This is a genomic window from Streptomyces sp. NBC_00086 (genome assembly GCF_026343255.1).
In the GTDB taxonomy this organism is placed as follows: domain Bacteria; phylum Actinomycetota; class Actinomycetes; order Streptomycetales; family Streptomycetaceae; genus Streptomyces.
The window spans coordinates 7,451,972-7,466,295 of the sequence record NZ_JAPELZ010000001.1; the positions used below are offsets into that span (position 1 = coordinate 7,451,972).

Sequence of the window (14,324 nt, forward strand, 5' to 3'; positions counted from 1 at the left end):
TGATCGGCTCGGGTGGTCGACCGGCGCGGGTCGACATGCGGGCGGGCAACCCGTTTCGCGGACCGGGTCCCGGCCGGGACAATGCCGCACATGCTTATCAGAGCAGCGCACATCGACGAACTGCCCCTCCTGCAGGACATCGAGCGGGCCGCCGGGGAATGCTTCCGGACCATCGGCATGCCGGAGATCGCCGACGACGAACCGCTTCCACTGGAAGAACTCCGCGGCTACCGGCGGGCCGGGCTGGTCTGGGTCGCGGCCGAAGGCGCCGGCACGGGGACCCCGGTCGGCTACCTCCTCGCCGACCGGGTCGACGGGAACCTCCACGTCGAGCAGGTGTCCGTGCACCCGGACAGCGCGCACCGCCGCATCGGACGGTCCCTGCTGGAACACCTCGCGGCGCGGGCCCGGGCGGAGGGCGCCCCCGCGCTGACCCTCACGACCTTCAGCGACGTACCGTGGAACGCCCCGTACTACGCCCGGTGCGGCTTCCGGACCCTGGGCGAGAGCGGCCTCGGCCCCGGCCTGCGGGACATCCGAGACCGCGAGGCCGTCCACGGGCTCGACCGGTGGCCCCGGGTGTGCATGCGCCGGGACGTCCTCGGCCCGGTCGGCCGCCCCAGCGGTGGGGCGGTGTCCGGTCAGAGCTCCGGAAGGTCCGCCGGGTAGAGCAGGGTGAGGTCGTCCTTGCTCGGCTCCGACAGCTGCGCGACCCGCCCCGCGTGCCGCTCGACCATCGACTCGAAGGTCTGGCGCGCGGTGCGGCCGTTGCCGAAGGCGGGTCCCTTGGGCAGGTCGGTGAAGTACGTCAGCAAGGCGTCGGAGGTCTTCTCGCCGAGCAGGTACTCGTGCTCCTCTGCCTGCTGTTCCACGATCCGCAGCAGTTCCCCGGGCCCGTAGTCCCCGAAGGTGATGGTCCGTGAGAAGCGGGAGGCCACGCCCGGGTTCACGGTGAGGAAGCGGTCCATCTCCGCCGTGTACCCGGCGACGATCACGACCACCGCGTCCCGGTGGTCCTCCATCAGCTTCACCAGGGTGTCGATCGCCTCGCGCCCGAAGTCGCGGCCCGAGTCCTCGGGCGCCAGCGCGTACGCCTCGTCGATGAACAGCACCCCGCCGCGCGCCCGGTCGAAGGCCTCCTGGGTGCGGATCGCGGTGGACCCGATGTGCTCGCCGACCAGATCGACGCGGGACACCTCCACGAGGTGGCCGCGCTCCAGCACCCCGAGGGAGGCCAGGATCTCCCCGTACAGCCGGGCCACGGTGGTCTTGCCGGTGCCGGGGGAGCCGGTGAAGACAAGGTGGCGGCGGACGGAGGCGGCCTTGAGCCCCGCCTGCTGCCGGCGCCGGCCCACCTCGATCATGTCGGTCAGCGCACGGACCTCGCGTTTGACGCTGTCCAGCCCCACGAGCGCGTCGAGGTGCCCCAGCACCTCGACCGAACCGCGGGCCGCGGCCTGTTCGGCCGTGCCGGAGTCCGTCTCGTCGGCCGGCCGCTGGGCCGGCACCCGCTCGGCCGTGCCCACCGCCGCGGGGCCCGGCGCGGCCGACACCGTACGGATGCCCGTACGCTCCCCGGCCGCCGCCACCCCCGCGCCCGAGCCGGCGCCCACACCGGAGGCGGACCGGGCGGCGAGGCGCGGGCCGGACTCGTCGCTCGTGCAGTCCTCGGCGACCGGGCCGTCCTCCGCGAACTCGTAGCCCCCGCGCGCGCAGCGCTCGGTGTGGCAGCGGTGCAGGGAGGTGCGGCAGCCGTCGATGACGTGGAAGCCGAAGCCCGCGCTGGCCGTGACCCGGCACGCGGTGAAGGTGCCGCGCCCGCCCGCCGACACGTAGAAACCGGCTTCGGCGGGGGAGCTGACCGTGCACCGCTCCAGCGTGGGATCCGCGCCCTTGGTGACGATCACGCCGGTCTGGACGGAGTCGATGGTGCAGTTGGCGAGCGTGCCGCCACTGCCGTGGTCGCGGAACCAGGCCCCCGTGGCCGCCTCCCGGATCCGGCAGTCGTCCAGCTGGGCCGTGGCCCCGTCGCTCACCGAGACGGCGGTGTTGCGCACCTGGGAGATGTCGCTGTCCACGACGTCCACGCGCGAACCGCGGTCCAGTACGAACAGCGCGTCCGGTACGTCGTGCACCCGGCAGGAGTCCAGCGAGACCCCGGCCCCGTCGCTGATCCAGACGGCCGGATAGTCGCCGGTGCTGTCGTGGATCTCGCAGGAGTCGGCGACGACGCGGGTGCCCGGGTCCCACACGGACAGGCCGTTGCGGCCGAAGCGGCGGACGGTGGTGCGGCTGAGCGTGAGCACCGAGCGGGAGCGCAGGTCCACCGCGTTCTCGGGGATGTCGTGGATATCGCAGCCGGCGAGCGTGAGGACGGCGTCCGTGTCGAGGGTGACCCCGTCGGCCGAGGTGCGGTGGACCGCACAGTCGGTGAGCACGGCGGTGGCCCGCGCGGCGATCTGCACGCCGGCGCCCTTGATCTCGTAGACCTCGCAGCCCAGCGCCTCCAGGCCCGAACCGTCGCCGGTCACGGCGATGCCCGCGCCCGTGGCGTGGTGGATCCGGCAGCGCTCCAGCCGGGGGCGGCCGCCCCCGCGCACGGAGACCCCGGTCTGGCCGGCGGCAACCACCTCGCAGTCGGCGAACACCCCGCCGCCGCCGTCCAGTACGGCGATGCCGATCCCGGCGGAGTTCTCCACCGTGCAGCGCCGGACCAGGGGCCGGGCGCCGCTCCCGCGGACCTCGATGCCGGCCGCCGAGCGCGTGCTCACCCGCAGGTCGGTGAGCTCGGGGGAGCCGTCCTCGACGAGCAGCGCGGGCGCCGTGGGGTCCTGGCCCTCCAGGTGGAGGTCCTGGATGACCGCCGAGGCGCGGACGGTCAGCGCGACCCCGTCGAGCGGTGCGATCCGCACCGAACCCAGCGAGCCCTCCGGGCCGCGCAGGGTCACGGCGTGGTGCAGCACCAGATTCTCCCGGTAGGTGCCGGGCGCGATGGACAGGACGTCGCCGTCGCCCGCCACGGCCAGCGCGGCGGTCAGCGTCGGATAATCACCGGAGCGGCGACGCCACCGCGAGGAACCGCCGTGCGTCACCTGGACCGTGCCCTGAGCCATGGTGCTGTCGTGCCCCCACCCTCGTGTTCCGTGTCTGCGCCTGCTGATCGTCCGCGGGCCCGAACCGTCCGCGTGTCCGACCGTGTACGTGTCTGCTGTGCTGTGCTGTGCCGTGTTCGTGCCGTGCCGTGTACGTGTCTGCCGTGCGCGCGCCCTGCCGTTTCGGGCTCGCGCCGCCGAATCGTCCGTCCCGATCGCCCGGCCGTTTCGACGGCCCCGATCGGAGCAGCCGCTCCGGCGCTCCACCGTAGCGCGCGCGGGGCCGGTGAGTTGCCAGGTCAGCTGCCCGCGCCCGCCCGGCCCCAGTCCGGTCCCGCCGCGGCCCACGCGCGGTCCAGCCGGATGTACCGCCGATGCATGAGCCTTCGTACGACCAGGCGGCGAAGCGTCTCCACCAGCGTGGCGATGCCCAGGGCCGCCGCGAGCCCCGCCACGCCCGCGTGGAAGCTGGCGGAGGAGGGGTCGAGGGGCTGCCCGACCAGACGGCCGTGCGCATCGGTCCATATCCGGAACCGGTCGCCGGCGTGCGGCGGTTCCTCCGCGGCCGGCACCGTGCCCTGGTGGTTGCTGCCGTCGGGCGCCGTCCACGACGCGACGATCTGCGTACGCTGCGGGGCCTGGCGCTGCGCCGTCGGATCGGTGGCCGCGCCGGGGAGCGGATCCGGTGTCGGCCGGATCACCACCGCCGGTACGAGATGACGCGCGTCCCGCTGTTCGCGCGCGGCCCGCTGCAGCGTGCCGTCGACCTGCACGCCGGCCGCCCAGCCGATGGCCGGAGCCACCAACAGGACGCAAAGCAGCGCCGCGAAGGCCACCCAGGCCTCGAATAGATCCGTCTGGCGGCGCAGCGGATTGCGCCGCCAGCGCCACACTCCCATTGCTGTCCGCACGGTCCGGCTCCCCCTACTTGTGCCAGTCTGCGCCTGCCTGCCGTCCCAGCCTCCCGCACGCCCCGGCCACCCGCATTCCGGGACGCGCGAGACGTGTGTCACCTGATCCGGTGCTCACGTCCCGAATGTTCCAACGGGCAGGCGGTGGCGGTTGGTTCCAGGGTGACGCCAGAGCCCCTCGAAGGTGTCAATCCGGGTGGTCCCACCGGCCCCCTGGAGGCTCTGTCCGCGCACGCGCTCACGCCAGGACCCGCACCTCGTCGCCGACCCGCAGCGTCCCCAGCCGCACCGGCACCAGGAGCCGCCCGAAGGCCAGGGACTTCCCGATCCGCCGGTGCCTGGCCAGGGTCTGGAGCGGCTCCTTGCCCCGCAGCGCCGTCGTCTGGTCGGTGGTCGTCACGACACAGCGTCCGCACTCGCGCGCCCCGCGGAAGACGGCGTCGCCGATCGCGACGCGTTCCCAGCCGTCCTCGGCCCACGCCTCGGCCCCGGACACCACCACGTTCGGGCGGAACCGGTTCATCGGGAGGGGGCCCTCGTCCGGATGGTTCCCCCGGGCGATCAGCGCGTTGAGCGCGTCCAGGGAGGCGAGGGTGGTGATCAGCAGCGGATAGCCGTCGGCGAGGCTCACGGTTTCGCCGGGCAGCGCGTACTGGGGATCCACCGGCCGCCGTACGGCCGGGTCGTCCAGGTGCACCAGGCGCGCCGGTACGCCGAGGTACGCGGTGAACCAGTCGGCGGCCGCTTGCGCCGCCGACACGGTCTCGATCTTCTTGCCGAAGAGCACCACCGGCTCCAGCGGACCCCGCCCCGGGACCTCCACCGTCAGATCCGCCATGCCCGGCGCCGAGACCTCGAACCCGCCGCCCCCCAGCGGACGGGCCCGCGCCAAGGCCAGCCTCGGCTGCTGGCGTTGGGTGATGACCGTGCCCTCCCCGTCCACCACCGCCCAGCGGCGGTCTCCGGACAGACCCCAGGGCTCCACGGCCACCTCGTCGGGTGCCGTCCCCGCCACCGATTTGACGGGATGGACGTGGAGCGCCTGGACACGCAGTTTCACCATGGGGAAATACTGCCAGCCGCCCTCACGGACTCCGCGGCGACCTCGTCGGAGGGGGCAGGCCGGGCGTGGCGGTCAGTAACCGCGCCCCTGCGGCTGGTACGGACGTCCGTACGGGTCCTCGAACGAGGCGGCCGGCACCGGCGCGGGCTGCGCCTGCATCGGACGCGGCGCGGCCGGGCGCATGGCCTCGTACCCGGTGCCGGCGGCGATCGGGCGGGGCTGCTGCGGCTGGGGCTGCGGAACGTAACCCGTGCGGGCCGCGAACGGCTGCGGCTGCTGCGGGACGTACGGCACCGGCGCCTGCTGGAGCGGCATCGGCATCGACATGGGCTGCGGCATCGGAGCCATCTGCTGCATGTGCGGCATCTGCTGGGGCGCGGCCTGCTGCTGGTACGGGTACCCGTACGCCGAGGCGTGCTGCGGCTGCTGTTGTTGCGGGCGGGCGGGCGGCAGCGCTGCCGGCAGGGCGGGGAGCGCGGACGCGAGGGCCGGGAGGTACCCACCGCTCGAGTAGCCGGCGCTCGGCGAGTCGTAGGCGGCGGGGACCCGGATCGGGGCGATCTGCGGGGTCCCGCGTTCGGCGACGAGGGAGTCGTAGATAGGGGTGTCCGGGAAGGAGGGCGCGGAGTAGTAACCGCCGCCATAAGTGGAGCGGGGGGAGGTCATGGACCTAAGTTAAGCCCACGACTTCACCGGGTCCATAGCGAGGTGCCGCCAACACCGCCCTGACCTGCATATTCGCAGGTCAGGGCCACAGCTTTCACTTGGCGTTCACGTGCACGATTTGGTCACTTCCGCCCCGTCTTGCTCCTACTCGTACTCACCGGTTGGGTGTTGCACGGATCGCGCGCGAACCTTGTGCTGACGAGCCGTCACAACCCACTGACCTCGGATGACGTGAAGGAGAAGGGTGGACTCCGGTTTCAGGCGTCGCCGGGGCGGGCATAGGTACGGCCCTTCCATGCGGCCCCGCGCCCGCGGTAGTGCTGCACGGCCGAGTCGACGGTCATCAGGAGGTACAGCAGCGTGGTGAGCGGGAGGAGCGGCGCGAGCACCACCGGCTGGTGGTAGTAGCGCAGCATCGGCAGGTAGGTGCCGGCCATCAGGAGCCAGGCCAGGCCGCCGGCCCAGGCGACGTCGGGCCGCCCGCCGGCGAGGCCGGCGAGGAGCGCGGCCGGCGGCACGAGGTAGACCAGGACCAGCCCGGCCACCGTTCCGGCCAGCAGCGCGGGCCGGTGGCGCAGTTGTGCGTAGGCGCTGCGCGAGACCATCCGCCACAGGTCCGCGAGGGAGGCGTACGGGCGCACGCTGTCCACCCGCTCCGCGAGCCCGAGCCAGATCCGGCCGCCGGCGCGCTGGACCGCGCGGGCGAGCGAGACGTCGTCGATGACGGCCTGCCGGATCGACTCGGGGATCCCCGCCCGCACGGCCGCCTCGGTGCGCAGCAGGACGCACCCGCCGGCGGCGGCCGCGGTGCGGGTGGCGGGGCGGTTGATCCAGCGGAAGGGGTAGAGCTGGGCGAAGAAGTACACGAAGGCCGGGACGATCAGCCGCTCCCAGACGCTGACGGCGCGCAGCCGGGCCATCTGGGAGACCAGGTCGAGATCGGCCGTCGTCGCGGCGGCGACCAGCTCGCGCAGGCTGTCGGATGCGTGGGCGATGTCGGCGTCGGTGAGGAGCAGGTACTCGGGGGCGGGGCCCTGGGCGGAGCCCTGGGGGGACTCCGGTCCGAAGTCCGGGCCGGGGTCGGGGCTCGGGTGGGCGCCGGAGCGGGCGCCGGAGCGTGCGTGCGCGATGCCGTGCCGGAGCGCCCAGAGCTTGCCGGTCCAGCCGGCGCCCGGCTCGCCGGGGGAGAGGACCGTGAGGGGCAGCCCGCACTGTGCGTCCGCGAGCCGCCGGGCGAGGGCGGCCGTTCCGTCCGTACTCCCGTCGTCGACCAGGATGACCTCGGCCTCGCCGGGATAGTCCTGCGCGAGCAGCGAGGGCAGGCTGTGCGGCAGCACCTCGGCCTCGTCCCTGGCCGGGACCACGATCGCTACGGACGGCCAGCGCGCGGGGTCGTGCCGGGGCGGGAGGCGCGTATCGGTCCGCCAGAACATGCCTTGACCGAGGGTGAGCCAGAGCCAGACGGCGAGCGAGGCGCACGCGGCGACGAGGAGATAACCCATCCCGGCAGTCTGCCGGGAGCGGCCCGCGGGGGGTGTCGGGACACCGGGGTTCGACGGGGCGGGTTGGGGCGGGGTTCGGGTGGGGTTCGGGTGGGCCGGGACGGCCAGCCGGGCCGTGGCGGGGCGGTGGCCGCTCCACGGTTGGCCGCGGAGTGGTGGCGTGGCGGGAGTGGCGGTCCTGTCGACCCGGGCGGGGGCGGGGGGATCCATTAAGGTGACCAAGTGAAGATCGCCCTGATGGACTCCGGAATCGGCCTCCTCGCGGCGGCCGCCGCGATGCGCCGGCTGCGGCCGGACGCCGAGCTGGTGCTGTCCTGCGACCCCGACGGGATGCCCTGGGGTCCGCGGACCCCGCAGGACCTCACCGGGCGGGCCCTCACCGTCGCGCGGGCCGCCGCCGCGCACCGGCCGGACGCGCTGATCGTCGCCTGCAACACCGCTTCCGTTCACGCGCTGCCCGCGCTGCGCGCCGCGCTGGAGCCCGCGATCCCCGTCATCGGAACCGTGCCGGCGATCAAGCCCGCCGCGGCCGCCGGAGGGCGCGTGGCCATCTGGGCCACCCCCGCCACCACCGGCAGCCCCTACCAGCGGGGCCTGATCCGTGACTTCGCCGACGGGGCGCACGTCACCGAGGTGCCCTGCCCGGGACTGGCCGACGCCGCCGACGCCGCCGACGAGGCAGCCGTCGTACGGGCCGTCGCCGCGGCCGCCGCACTGACCCCGGCCGATGTCACCGACGTGGTGCTCGGCTGCACGCACTACGAGCTGGTCGAGGATCTGATCCGGGCCGCGCTCGACCGGCGCACCGGCGGCGCAACGTACGCCTTCCACGGCTCCGCCGAGGCCGTCGCCGTCCAGGCCCTGCGCCGGCTCGGCGCCCGCCCCGAGCCGGGCCTGCCGTACACCGGCGGCCTGACCGTCCTGCTCAGCGGCCGCCCCGGCACACTGCCCGAGGCCGCCCTCGGCTACGCCGAAGGCCGCCTGCTGGCCGGGCGGAGCGCAGCCGTCGGGGGATCCCTCCAGGGGTGACCCCCGGGGAGGCGGACCCGTCAGCAGCCGGGCTGCCGCTGCTGCCCCGGAGCCGCCACCGCGTCGGCCCCGGCCTCCGCGAGGCGCCGGGCCAGTTCCCGTAGCCCGGCGGCGTCCAGGACCCGGCCCCCGAAGCCCGGCAGCGGTACGTGCAGCCGGGCCGTCCAGGACTCCGGGACCGCCGCCGCGCCGTACCGCGCCCCGGCCAGGGTGGCGGTGACCGCCGCCACCGTGTCGGTGTCGCCGCCCAGGTCCACGGCGGCCCGTACGGCGTCCGCGAAGCCCCTCGTGGTGCGCAGCGCCCACACCGCCGAGCCCAGGCAGGGCCACACCGCCCCGTTGGCCTCGGTGGCCAGCTCCGGATGCCAGTCAGGGGCGAGGATCCGCCCGTACCGCTCGCGGTGGTCCGGATGCACCTGCGCCAGCGTCGCGGGGAGCGCGGAGAGGGGGTCGTCGCCGTCGAGGGCCACGCGTACGAGGTCGTGCAGGACGGCCGTGCCTTCCCAGGCGGCCCGGTCCCCGTGGGTGAGCGCGGCGATCCGCCGGGCGGCGTCCATGGTCGGCTCCCGCCCGGCGGGGGCGAAGTACACCGCCGAGGTCGAGGCGCGCATCAGGGAACCATTGCCCGCCGCCCGTGCGGTGTCCTGGAAGTGCAGCGCGGCTGCCAGGTCCCACGCGTCGCCGCTCGCCAGCACGCTCCTCGTCTGCAGCCCGATGTCCTTGGGGCCCCCGGCCGCCCAGCGCCGGAACCGGCCGAAGACGTCGGGGAGTTCGAGTCCGCCGCAGTCCAGCAGGGATTCCCCGACCAGCACGGCCATCTGCGTGTCGTCGGTGGCCTCGCCCGGATCCCAGCCGCCGCCACCGCGCATCTCCTCGCCCCGGGCGCTCAACTGCCCGGCGGGGCCGAACTCGTAGGGCGCGCCGAGCGCGTCCCCGGCCGCAGAGCCGAGCACGGCTCCGGCGGCACGGTCGGTCCGGGTGGTCACGGGGTCTCCTCCCGCGGTCCGGGGCACACGCGGTCCAGCACCCCGCGCGCGAAGGCGTCCAGGTCGGTGAGGCCGGCCGCGGCCAGGGTGGCAGGAGCGCCCGCCAGGAGGTGGGGGACGGCTCCGTGCAGCGCGAGGGTGAGGGTGCGGGCCTGCTCCGGACCGGCCGGCAGGCCGGCGGCGGCCAGCAGGTGGCCGAACGCCGCGAAGTCCGCCGCCGCGATGGGGTCCAGGAGCTCGGCCAGCCACGGCCTTCGGGTCGCCTCGGCCTGGAGCTCCAGGTACGCCACCATGCGGGGCCGCCCGGGTCCGGCCGTATCGCGGAGCAGTCCGGCGAGCAGCGCGGCGAGTGCGGCCCGGTCGGCGGGTCCGGGTCCGGCCCCCGCGAGCCCGTCGGCCAGTGCCCGGTACTGCTCCAGGCAGCGCCCGGCGACCGCCTGCAGCAGCGCGTCACGGGTCGGGAAGTAGTTCTTGGCCGTACCGAGCGGCACGTCGGCCGCCGCGTCGACGGCCCGGTGCGTCAGGCCCCGCCCGCCCGCCTCGGCGAGCACCGCGATGGCCGCGTCCCGCAGCCGGTCCCTTCGGTCCTGGTTCACGTTGCCAGCATAACCACGCCCGTGGTACCACAGGTGTAGCACCACGGGTGTGGTGGTTCGGTGGGAGTGGTCAGAGCGGGGGCGTGCCGTGGACGTGAGTGCCGGGGTCAGGGCTGGGCGAGGGGGCTCGGCGGTGGTCGTCGGCGCCGGGGTCGGTGGCCTCGCCACCGCCATCGGTCTGCGCAGGGCCGGATGGGCGGTGACCGTTCTGGAGCGCCGGGTCGAGTCGGAGCGGTACGGCACCGCCCTCGGCATCCACCCCGCGGCCCAGGAGGCCCTCGACCGGCTCGGCCTCGGCGGGGTGCTCCGGGCGCGCGCGGTCCCGTACCGCGACGCGCAGATCCGGCGGCCCGACGGCCGGGTCCTGGCCGCGCTTCCGCTGGAGCGGATCGAGCGCAGGGCGGGCCGGCCCGAACTCCTCATCTCACGGCCCTACTTGATCGACGCGCTGCTCGCCGAACTCGCGCTGCTCGGGGGCGCGGAGATCGCGTACGGCCGGGCCTACGAGGCTTCGGCCGCGCGGGGCGCGGACCTCCTCGTCGGCGCCGACGGGATCAACAGCGCGGTCCGCGCCGAGCGTTTCGAGGGCGTGAGCCGGCCGCGCGAGCTCCGCTCCACGGCCTGGATCGGCACCGCCGGATTCGAGACCGGCGTCTACGGCGAGACCTGGGGCCGGGGCCGCTTCTTCGGGATGACCCCGGTCGAACCCGGCCGCACCAACTGGTACGCCACCGTGCCCGAGGCAACCACCGCCCAGGAACTGCGAGCCGCCTTCGCCGACTGGCACGACCCCATCCCGCGCGTGCTCGCCGACACCGACCCGCAGACCTGGATCCGCTACCGGATGCGCCACCTGTACCCGGCGCTGCCCTCCTTCACCCGCACGGCCCCGACCGGACCGGTGGCCCTGGTCGGCGACGCGGCGCACGCCATGACGCCGAACCTCGGCCAGGGCGCCTGCACCGCGCTCCTCGACGCGGAGGCGCTCACCCGGGCCGTTGCCGCCCGCGGACCCGGCGGCCTGCCCGCCGCGCTGCGCGCGTACGAAGGCGAGCGCCGTCGCAGTGCGCAGCGGGTGGCGTTCGGCTCCCGGACCCTGCACCGCTTCATGACGGTCCGCCGCCCGGCCCTGCGGGACGCGCTCGTCGGCCTGCTGCCCGGTTAGCGAGGCCCGGTCGGCCTAGGCGGTCGGGGTCGCGGCCAGTCGGCGTTCCGCTTCTTCTCCCGAGACGTCCTCCAGGTGGGTCAAGAAGATCCACGTGTGTCCGTACGGGTCGCGCAGGTGGGCCGTGCGGTCGCCGTGGAACTGGTCCGCGGGCTCCTGCAGCACTTCCGCGCCCGCCGCCGCGGCCGTCCGGACGAGGTCGTCCACGTCCGCGACGAACACGTGCAGCGCCACCGACGTCCCGCCGAGCGCGGTCGGGGCGGTGAAGCCGCCGCCGGCCGTGTCGCCGAGCATCAGTACCGCCCCGCCGACCCGTATCTCCGCGTGGATGACTCCGCCGCCCGGTGCGTCCAGCCGGAACTCCTCCACCGCCCCGAAGGCCCGTGCGTAGAAATCCAGGGCGCCGACCGCGTCGGCCACCATGATGTGCGGCACCACCGCCGTGCGATAGCGCTCCGGGATCGTCCGTCCTGACACCTCTGCCGCCTCGATGTTCGTCATGTCCGTGACCGTAGGACCTCAAGCGCGATTCAGGTCAAGAAGCCGGTGGCGTCCCTGCGGAACGTGAGTACGCTGCTACACATGACGGGTCACCCCCCGGGGCCGCTCTGGACGGGCCGGGCCTCCAACCGCGTGCAGTGGATCCTCGCCGGAGCCGGCGCGGCCTGTCTCGCGCTGGGCATCGAGCTCGCCGTCGACCACGCCTGGGGCGCCGGCATCGTGGCGCTGCTCATGGCGGTGATCGGCTGCCTCGCCGCGGGCCTGCTCATCCTCTTCGGCACCCTCGCCTTCGTGCACGTCGCCGTCACCGTCGACGTCGAGGCCATCGAGGTGCGCTGCGGGCACATCGGGCTGCCGCGCCGCAGGATCCGGCTCACGGACGTGGAGGCCGCCGAGTACGTGCCGCGGATCACCCCGCAGCAGTGGGGCGGCTGGGGCTACCGCTGGCGTCCCGAGCGCGGCACCGCCGTCATCGTCCGGCGCGGGGAAGGCCTGGAACTGAGGCTCGGCGACGGCAAGCTCTTCACCGTCACGGTCGACGACGCGGAGAGCGCGGTCCGGGTGATCCGCACCCATCTGCGCGCGCTGGCCCACTGACTCCGTCACCTGCACAGCGAGGGGACGTACACTCCGCCAGATGAGCAGCAGTGCGACCCGCGCGGCCGGGAACGATGCCGGAAACCAACCGCGAGGGCAGACGGAAGCGGAAGCGGTGGACGGCGTGCGGACGCAAGCGTCCGGGGCAGGGGCCGTGGCGGGTTCCCCCGCGCGGCGGTGGGCCGGACGGCTGGCGCGGCCCGGGCTCGCCGTCCTGTCCGGAGTGCTCCTCTACCTCAGCTTCCCGCCCCGCCCCCTGTGGTGGCTGGCCCCCCTCGCCCTGGCCCTGCTCGGCTGGTGCCTGTACGGGCGCCGCGCGCGGGCCGGTTTCGGCCTCGGCGTGCTGCACGGGCTCGGCTTCCTGCTGCCGCTGCTCGTCTGGACCGGCGAGGGCGTCGGCCCGGTGCCGTGGCTGGCGCTCGTCACCCTCGAATCCCTGCTGATGGGCCTCACCACCCTCGGCATCGCCCTCGTCAGCCGGCTCCCCGGCTGGCCGCTGTGGGGCGCCGCCGTTTGGATCGGCGGCGAGGCACTGCGCGCCCGGGCCCCCTTCGGGGGCTTCCCCTGGGGCAAGCTCGCCTTCGGCCAGCCCGACGGCGTCTTCCTGCCGCTCGCCGCGCTCGGCGGCACCCCGCTGCTCTCCTTCGCCGTGGCCCTGTGCGGATTCGGGCTGTACGAGGTCCTGCGTGTCGGCGCCGACACCCGCCGGGCCACCGCCGCGCTGCTCGCCGCCACCGCCGTGGCCGTCCCGCTCGCCGGGGCGCTGGCGGCCAAGCCGCTGGTGTCCGACGCGGCCGAGGACGGCACCGTGGTGGCCGCCGTCATCCAGGGCAACGTCCCGCGCGCCGGGTTCGACTTCAACGCCCAGCGCCGCCAGGTCCTGGACAACCACGCCAACCGCACGATCCAGCTCGCCGAGGACATCAAGCTCGGCAAGGTCGCGAAGCCCGACTTCGTCGTCTGGCCGGAGAACTCCTCCGACATCGACCCGTTCACCGAACCCGACGCCTACGGCGTCATCGACAACGCGGTCAAGACCATCGGGGTGCCCGTCGCCATCGGCTCCGTACTGGCCCCGGAGACCGGCCCGCTGCGCAACACGATGATCCTGTGGGACCCGGTCAAGGGCCCCGTGGACACCTACGACAAGCGGAAGATCCAGCCCTTCGGCGAGCGCATCCCGATGCGCTCCTTCGTCCGGCTCTTCAGCTCCGACGTGGACCGGGTGCGGCGCGACTTCGGCCCCGGCAAGGAACCCGGCGTCTTCGACATGGCGGGCAGCGGAGTCGGCATGGTCACCTGCTACGAAGCCGCCTTCGACGACGCCGTCCGCTCCACCGTCCGGGCCGGCGCCCAGGTCATCGCGGTGCCCAGCAACAACGCCACCTTCGGCCGCACCGAGATGACCTACCAGCAGCTCGCCATGGACCGGGTCCGGGCCGTGGAGCACAGCCGGACCGTACTGGTCCCCGTCACCAGCGGGGTCAGCGCGGTGATCCGCCCCGACGGCGAGATCGTCCAGCAGACGAAGCTGTTCACGGCCGACGCCCTGGTCGCGGAGATTCCGCTGCGCTCCACCGAAACGCCCGCCACCCGTTTCGGTCCGCTCGCCGAGTACCTCCTGCTGGCCGTGGCCGCCGCCGGACTCGGCTGGACGTTCGTACGCCGGATGCGCAGGGCCTCGTAAGGTCGCGGGGCCTCGTAAGGTCGGGGAATGACCACACCTGACTTCATCCGTACCCTGCGCGCCACCGCCGGTCACCAGTTGCTGCTGCTGCCGGGGGTGACCGCCGTCGTCGTCGACGAGCGGGGGCGGGTCCTGCTGGGCCGTCGCGCCGACACCGGACGGTGGTCGGTCGTCGGCGGGATCGCGGAGCCCGGCGAGCAGCCGGCCGACACGGCGGTGCGCGAGGTGTACGAGGAGACGGCGGTGCGGTGCGTACCGGAGCGCGTGGTGCTGGTGCAGATGCTCCCGCCGATGACCTACCCGAACGGGGACGTCTGCCAGTTCCAGGACATCACCTTCCGCTGCCGGGCCACGGGCGGGGAGGCGCGGGTCAACGACAACGAGTCGCTGGAGGTGGCCTGGTTCGAGCCGGACGCGCTGCCGGAGCCGCTGGAGTCCTTCGCGGTGGACCGGATCCGTCAGGCCCTGCGGGACGAGCCGACCTGGTTCGAGGCCGCCGCCCCGGTGGGCCTCGGCACCTGACCGCCCC

At 74.4% G+C, this 14,324-nt stretch carries 14 protein-coding genes; 6 read left to right on the forward strand and 8 right to left on the reverse strand.

From position 1 onward, the window contains the following. The first annotated feature begins 90 nt into the window (after positions 1-90). A complete protein-coding gene (locus OG276_RS33785) occupies positions 91-669 on the forward strand; it encodes a GNAT family N-acetyltransferase (protein WP_266911253.1) in 579 nt (192 codons plus the stop codon). Here OG276_RS33785 and OG276_RS33790 read toward each other — a convergent pair. The 5 genes from OG276_RS33790 to OG276_RS33810 all read right to left on the reverse strand — a co-directional run bounded on the left by OG276_RS33790 (position 642) and on the right by OG276_RS33810 (position 7,234). Beyond that, a complete protein-coding gene (locus OG276_RS33790) occupies positions 642-3,113 on the reverse strand; it encodes a right-handed parallel beta-helix repeat-containing protein (protein ID WP_266911255.1) in 2,472 nt (823 codons plus the stop codon). The two genes, OG276_RS33785 and OG276_RS33790, sit on opposite strands and share 28 nt — an antisense overlap. A gap of 278 nt (positions 3,114-3,391) precedes the next feature. Then, entirely contained in the window at positions 3,392-4,003 is a 612-nt protein-coding gene (locus OG276_RS33795; protein WP_266911257.1) for a hypothetical protein, read from the reverse strand. A gap of 238 nt (positions 4,004-4,241) precedes the next feature. Further along, complete coding sequence (locus tag OG276_RS33800) at positions 4,242-5,066, reverse strand: MOSC domain-containing protein (RefSeq protein WP_266911259.1); 825 nt, start codon at positions 5,064-5,066, stop codon at positions 4,242-4,244. A 72-nt stretch (positions 5,067-5,138) separates the two neighbouring features. Further along, positions 5,139-5,732 carry a DUF6643 family protein gene (locus tag OG276_RS33805; RefSeq protein WP_266911261.1) on the reverse strand — a complete coding sequence of 198 codons (594 nt, stop codon included), beginning with the start codon at positions 5,730-5,732 and terminating at the stop codon, positions 5,139-5,141. A 257-nt stretch (positions 5,733-5,989) separates the two neighbouring features. After that, on the reverse strand, positions 5,990-7,234 hold the full coding sequence (locus OG276_RS33810) for a glycosyltransferase (protein ID WP_266911263.1): 1,245 nt from the start codon (positions 7,232-7,234) through the stop codon (positions 5,990-5,992). 222 nt (positions 7,235-7,456) lie between these two features. Between OG276_RS33810 and OG276_RS33815 the strand changes: the two genes are divergently transcribed. Continuing rightward, positions 7,457-8,263, forward strand: a complete 807-nt coding sequence (locus OG276_RS33815; RefSeq protein ID WP_266911265.1) for a glutamate racemase — start codon at positions 7,457-7,459, stop codon at positions 8,261-8,263. 20 nt (positions 8,264-8,283) lie between these two features. Here the strand turns inward: OG276_RS33815 and OG276_RS33820 are convergent, their stop codons facing one another. Both OG276_RS33820 and OG276_RS33825 read right to left on the reverse strand, forming a co-directional pair. Beyond that, a complete protein-coding gene (locus OG276_RS33820) occupies positions 8,284-9,249 on the reverse strand; it encodes an ADP-ribosylglycohydrolase family protein (RefSeq protein WP_266911267.1) in 966 nt (321 codons plus the stop codon). Beyond that, the gene (locus OG276_RS33825) at positions 9,246-9,845 is read right to left on the reverse strand and encodes a TetR/AcrR family transcriptional regulator (RefSeq protein ID WP_266911269.1); all 600 of its coding nucleotides are present in this window, start codon (positions 9,843-9,845) and stop codon (positions 9,246-9,248) included. Before OG276_RS33825 ends, OG276_RS33820 begins: the two co-directional genes overlap by 4 nt. 133 nt (positions 9,846-9,978) lie before the next feature. Between OG276_RS33825 and OG276_RS33830 the strand changes: the two genes are divergently transcribed. Continuing rightward, positions 9,979-11,010, forward strand: a complete 1,032-nt coding sequence (locus OG276_RS33830; protein ID WP_266911270.1) for an NAD(P)/FAD-dependent oxidoreductase — start codon at positions 9,979-9,981, stop codon at positions 11,008-11,010. Between the two features lie 15 nt (positions 11,011-11,025). Here OG276_RS33830 and OG276_RS33835 read toward each other — a convergent pair whose 3' ends face one another. Beyond that, positions 11,026-11,511 carry a VOC family protein gene (locus OG276_RS33835; RefSeq protein ID WP_266911272.1) on the reverse strand — a complete coding sequence of 162 codons (486 nt, stop codon included), beginning with the start codon at positions 11,509-11,511 and terminating at the stop codon, positions 11,026-11,028. Between the two features lie 81 nt (positions 11,512-11,592). On the opposite strand from OG276_RS33835, the gene OG276_RS33840 reads away from it, so the two are divergent. The 3 genes from OG276_RS33840 to OG276_RS33850 are packed head-to-tail and all read left to right on the forward strand — an operon-like array spanning position 11,593 to position 14,317. After that, positions 11,593-12,108 carry a hypothetical protein gene (locus OG276_RS33840; RefSeq protein ID WP_266911274.1) on the forward strand — a complete coding sequence of 172 codons (516 nt, stop codon included), beginning with the start codon at positions 11,593-11,595 and terminating at the stop codon, positions 12,106-12,108. Between the two features lie 40 nt (positions 12,109-12,148). Continuing rightward, positions 12,149-13,795, forward strand: coding sequence for an apolipoprotein N-acyltransferase (gene lnt, locus OG276_RS33845; RefSeq protein ID WP_266911276.1), 1,647 nt, complete (start codon positions 12,149-12,151; stop codon positions 13,793-13,795). Positions 13,796-13,822: 27 nt separating this feature from the next. Beyond that, positions 13,823-14,317, forward strand: coding sequence for an NUDIX domain-containing protein (locus tag OG276_RS33850; protein ID WP_266911278.1), 495 nt, complete (start codon positions 13,823-13,825; stop codon positions 14,315-14,317). Positions 14,318-14,324: the final 7 nt, after the last annotated feature.